Annotated in this window: 5 protein-coding genes; all 5 read left to right on the top strand. The window is 65.6% G+C overall.

The genetic code is table 11. The annotated features are described in order from the left end of the window. Nucleotides 1-315 precede the first annotated feature (315 nt). The 5 genes from VW23_RS01155 (at nucleotide 316) to VW23_RS01135 (ending at nucleotide 4,715) form a co-directional block, all read left to right on the top strand. Nucleotides 316-606 carry a hypothetical protein gene (locus VW23_RS01155; RefSeq protein ID WP_055997243.1) on the top strand — a complete coding sequence of 97 codons (291 nt, stop codon included), beginning with the start codon at nucleotides 316-318 and terminating at the stop codon, nucleotides 604-606. 95 nt (nucleotides 607-701) lie between these two features. Then, nucleotides 702-1,361 carry a response regulator transcription factor gene (locus VW23_RS01150; RefSeq protein WP_055885382.1) on the top strand — a complete coding sequence of 220 codons (660 nt, stop codon included), beginning with the start codon at nucleotides 702-704 and terminating at the stop codon, nucleotides 1,359-1,361. Between the two features lie 95 nt (nucleotides 1,362-1,456). Beyond that, nucleotides 1,457-2,875: a sensor histidine kinase gene (locus tag VW23_RS01145; RefSeq protein ID WP_141728171.1), complete on the top strand. Its 1,419-nt coding sequence runs from the start codon at nucleotides 1,457-1,459 to the stop codon at nucleotides 2,873-2,875. A 25-nt stretch (nucleotides 2,876-2,900) separates the two neighbouring features. Beyond that, entirely contained in the window at nucleotides 2,901-3,386 is a 486-nt protein-coding gene (locus tag VW23_RS01140; protein ID WP_069907765.1) for a hypothetical protein, read from the top strand. 192 nt (nucleotides 3,387-3,578) lie between these two features. Then, nucleotides 3,579-4,715: a hypothetical protein gene (locus VW23_RS01135; protein ID WP_069907764.1), complete on the top strand. Its 1,137-nt coding sequence runs from the start codon at nucleotides 3,579-3,581 to the stop codon at nucleotides 4,713-4,715. The last annotated feature ends 51 nt before the right edge of the window (nucleotides 4,716-4,766 follow it).

Genomic DNA, 4,766 nt, shown 5'->3' with positions numbered 1-4,766 from the left:
CGATCAGCTCGTGTCCGTCGTCGAGTTTAACTTCAAGCGTAGCGGTGCCGAAGCGAACGTCGATGGCCCGGGAACCGGGATTAGTCGTCGTGCTCATTGGTCCTCCTCCTCAGAGCATCCAAGGCGCTTCCGGCAGGATTGGAGCCTCCCGTCCTGAAAGCGCGACAGATCACGGCGAGCCTAGCCGCGTTCCGGCGAGCCGAGAAGCTAGGAACTGCGCCTGTCCCGTCGATCACCGCTGGCCTCCGGGTGGGGTTGCGATCCCGCTGGCCCCCGTTCATCCCACATTCAGCCATTTTCCCGCATAACCCTCCGATGAAACAGAAACTGACATTGGTGGCGGCCGGCGTGTTGACGCTGGGGCTGGCGTTCGGTGTTGCCGCACCGGCGGTAGCGCAGGAGTGCCTGAGCAAGCGCGAAATCCAGCAGATGATCGACAACGGCGAACTGGTGCAGCTGTCGCAGGCGATTGCGCAGTCGGGCGTCGATGGCAAGATCATCAGCTCGCAGGCGCGCGTCTGCATGGTTGGCGGCCAGTGGGAATGGCAAGTGAACGTCATGGACGAATATGGCGAAAGCAAACCTGTGAGCTTGCCGGCTCAGTGAAGCCTCACATAAAATCAATCTGGGACACGTCTCGCGCGTAGGGCCGGCTGTTGCCGGGCGCGGGACCTGTCGTGGCGGCAATAGGGGACTTTTCGATGCGCATTCTCGTCGTTGAAGACGACACTAATCTCAACCGGCAGCTGAAGGATGCGCTGACGGAAGGCGGCTACGTCGTCGACGTGGCGTTCGACGGCGAGGAAGGCCATTTCCTCGGCGATACCGAACCCTACGATGCGGTGGTGCTCGATATCGGCCTGCCGCAGATGGATGGCCTCTCGGTGCTCGAGGAATGGCGCCGCGCCGGCAAGAAGATGCCGGTGCTGTTGCTGACCGCCCGCGACCGCTGGAGCGACAAGGTGCAGGGCATCGACGCCGGCGCCGATGATTACGTGGCAAAACCCTTCCACATGGAAGAAGTGCTGGCCCGGGTCCGCGCCCTGGTGCGCCGGGCCGCCGGCCAGGCCTCGAACGAGATCAGCGCCGGCTCGGTGCGGCTCGACGTCAAGGCCGGCAAGGTGACGGTGGATGGGCACTCGGTGAAGCTGACCAGCCACGAGTTGCGGCTCCTCAGCTACCTGATGCACCACAAGGGCAAGGTGATCTCACGCACCGAGCTGACCGAACACCTCTACGACCAGGATTTCGACCGCGATTCCAACACCATCGAGGTGTTCGTCGGCCGGCTGCGCAAGAAGCTGCCGGACGATTGCATCCAGACGGTGCGCGGGCTGGGCTACCAGATCGCCGAGGACTGACACCATTCGTAGCGGGAGAGCACCGGCGGACTATCGGCCCGAGTGCCTTCTCCCGTTGTGGGAGCAGGCTCGCCTGAAAGCTCGGGGGCAGGGTGGTGACTGACGCGCCGGTGCAGCCCGTATCGCAGCGCAAGGGGTCGATTGCCGCCTCGCTGTTCCTGTTGTCGGCCGGCTGGCTGATCGTCGCGCTGGTGGCGACGGCGTTCCTGCTCACCGAGCTCTATTCGCGGGCGCTGGATAACAGCCTGGTCGAGACGCTGGAGTTCCACGTCGAAACGCTGACCGACCTGAGCCTGCTCTCCGAAACGCCGAAATCGGACCAGATCAAGGTCGCCGATCCGCGCTTCGATCGGACCGGCTCGGGCTGGTACTGGGCGATCCGCGACGAAACCGGTGAGCTGCTCAACTTCTCCAACTCCTATGTCGGCATGGTGCTGGGGCCGCTGCCGGGGCCGTTCGACGCGACCAACTCCAAGTCGGCGGTGCTGACCGACCCGTTCAACATCAAGATCCGGGTGATCGAGCGCGCCGTGACGGTGAACGGCACGCCGCTCCACATTATGGTCACCGGCTCGCTCGACGAGATCCTGTCGCTGGTCGACGAATTCCGCGGCCAGACGCTGATCGTGCTCGGCGCGGTAGCGATCATGCTGGCGGTGATGTCCACCATCGTGGCGCGGCTGGCGCTGCGGCCGATCGGGCGGCTGAGGCGCGAGGTGGAGCAGGTGCGCGAGGGCGACGCCGCCTCGCTCACCGGCTCCTATCCGGCCGAACTGGCGCCACTCTCCGAAGAAATCAACGAGTTGCTGCGCTCCAATGCGCAGATCGTCGAGCGGGCCCGCAACCAGGTGGGCAACCTGGCGCACGGGCTGAAGACGCCGATAGCCGTGCTGCGCAACGAGGCCAACGCCGACAAGAAGAACAGTCTCGCCAAGGTGGTGGCCACCGAAACCGAGAAGATGAGCCAGCTGGTCAGCACCTATCTCGATCGCGCCCGGCTGGCGGCGCGTTCGACCGTGGTGGGCAAGAAAGCCGACGCGACGCATGTCATGCTGCGGCTGACCCGGGTGATGCAGAAGCTCAACCCGCAGGTGACCATCGCCATGGTGCGGCCCGACGCCTCGCTGCCCTGGTTCCGCGGTGACGAGGGCGATCTCGAGGAGATGGCGGGCAATCTCCTCGACAATGCCTGCAAATGGGCAAAATCCTCGATCGGCGTGACCGTGATCGCCGAGCGCAGCGGTGGCAACGCCAACCTCCTGATCAAGATCGACGACGACGGGCCGGGGCTGACCGAGGAGGAAGCGAACAAAGTGTTGCGCCGCGGTGTCAGGCTGGACGAGAAGACCCCCGGCTCGGGGCTGGGCCTCGATATCGTCAAGGAACTGGTTGACGTTTATGGCGGCTCCCTGCAATTGAAACGCTCAGTGCTGGGGGGGCTCCTGGCAGAATTGCGGCTTCCGGCCGCAAAGGTTGCGGGTTTCCGCACTTTTGCCTCAATACGTAAGGAATAAGGGCCGGCCACCCATCGAGACCGACATGCAGCAGATCGTCCGCGCCGTCCCCCTCTTCGCCCTGCTCCTGCTTGCCGGTTGTGGCACCATGGGCAACACCAGTGACGTCGCCCTCGGGCCGACGCTGCCGCAGCCGAACTCCACGCTGGGGGCCCCGACCATTACGCCGGCCTCGCTGCCGGCTCCAGGCGCCATCCAGACCGCCGGCACCACGATGAACGACGTGAGCGCCTTCCTCGATCCATCCGTGCTCGGCAAGCTCTCGGCCAAGGACAAGTCGGAAGCGGCGAGCGCCCAGTTCAACGCCCTGACCTTCGGCCGCCCCGGTGCACCGCGCACCTGGATCGGCGACAAGGGCACCAGCGGCTCGGTGACGGTCGGCCCCTATGTCACGGTGAACAACACCAATTGCCGCGATTTCACCCATACGGTGACCATCGGCGGCGCGCCTGTCGCCAAGAAGGGCACCGCCTGCCGCGAGGCCGACAATACCTGGAGCGTCGCCGGCTGAGGCTCGGCGCTGTCTTCGGCCAAGTCGCTGCCTGACAGCGACGTGATCGTTTCTGGGATTCCCGGATAGTCTTTTGTTTACCGTCGCACGCTAGGTTCGAGGACTATCCTCGGACCCTGATGCCCGCCGGTTTTCATGCCCAATACTGCCACTCGTCTGTCATCGTCTGAAACGGCTCGGTCGCAGCGGGCCGTGCGGCCGTTTTTCGGGCTGATCGACGCAGTAATCGTGCCGGGTACCGCCGGATTCGATTTCGACGGCGGCATCGCCGAGTCACACGCCCAGGGCGTCTGGACCTGGATGCTGCGCGACGTGGCGCCTGACCTCATCGATGCCAATGCCGCGGATGCAGACCCGGAGGCGCGCCAGGCGCTCGATCTGCTGGTGCCCGAGCTGTTGCAGCGCGCCCGTGCCGCCATCGCGGCGGTCGGCAGCCCTGATTCGGAGCGCCGGATCCAGTTGCAGATGGGCGGCGAGGACGCCTATCGCCGCGTCGGCGTGGTGCTCAATGCGCTGAAATGCCGAAGCCTGCTGGATAAGGCGCAGGCTTTCGGCCGCGCCGCCAATGGCATGACCGACGAGACGGCGCTGGGCGTGGCGCTGCAGTCGATGCCGCTCAACGATCACGCGGTCTCGGCGCTGCTGTTCCAGGCGGCGATGGGGCAGGTGAGCCATCCCGGCCGGATGATGGCAGCCGCGATTCGCCTCGCCGGCTCGGCCACCGAAGCGTCGCTGCAGCGCGCCGGTTTCGCTCCGCTGATCGAGGCGATGCTGTCGCATGCGCAGGCGCAGATCCCGGCGCTCGACCAGCACGGCGCTTTCGCCGACATCGATCTGACCTGCCGCGCCATCGACCGCTTCCACCGGCTGATGCGAGCGGTGACCGGTTATGTGGAACTCGGCCGGCTGACCCGCTGGTCGACGGCAGTGGCGGCGGTGACCAAGACCGTCTCGGAACTGGTCGAGCCGAAGCTGCGCGACGTGTCGCCGAACGTCAACCTGGCGCTGCGTCGCCATTCCGGCCAGGACCGGCTCGACGGCGACCAGGTGCTGGCGGCGCTCAACGGCTGCTATGTGCTGACGACGATCCGCGATTGCCGCGACTCGCTGGCGCTCAATGCCATGTTCGACCAGACTTGGACCCAGGTCGGCCAGGCGCTGGAAACCCACGTCCAGCGCAACCTCGAGCTGTTCCGCCAGAACCCCGGTGATCGGGTGATCGGCGCCCGGCTCGATGCCGCCATCAAGATGGCCGAGCTGCGCTTCAACCCGGATTATGCCGACGTGCTGCGCCGGGCGCGGGAGACGGCTGAGAAGCGGGCAGGCTGAGGCCTGGCGGAACCTAGCGTAGCCGGTACGCGCTGACCGACACCATTGATC

This window comes from Devosia insulae DS-56, assembly GCF_000970465.2.
GTDB classification, from domain to species: Bacteria; Pseudomonadota; Alphaproteobacteria; order Rhizobiales; family Devosiaceae; genus Devosia_A; species Devosia_A insulae.
This window is presented reverse-complemented; position numbering and strand designations above follow the sequence as displayed.

Excerpts from the sequence above, each read along its gene's own strand:
- VW23_RS01140 (WP_069907765.1), top strand. The coding sequence starts at position 2,901 with ATGCAGCAGATCGTCCGCGCCGTCCCCCTCTTCGCCCTGCTCCTGCTT.
- VW23_RS01150 (WP_055885382.1), top strand. The coding sequence starts at position 702 with ATGCGCATTCTCGTCGTTGAAGACGACACTAATCTCAACCGGCAGCTG.
- VW23_RS01155 (WP_055997243.1), top strand. The coding sequence starts at position 316 with ATGAAACAGAAACTGACATTGGTGGCGGCCGGCGTGTTGACGCTGGGG.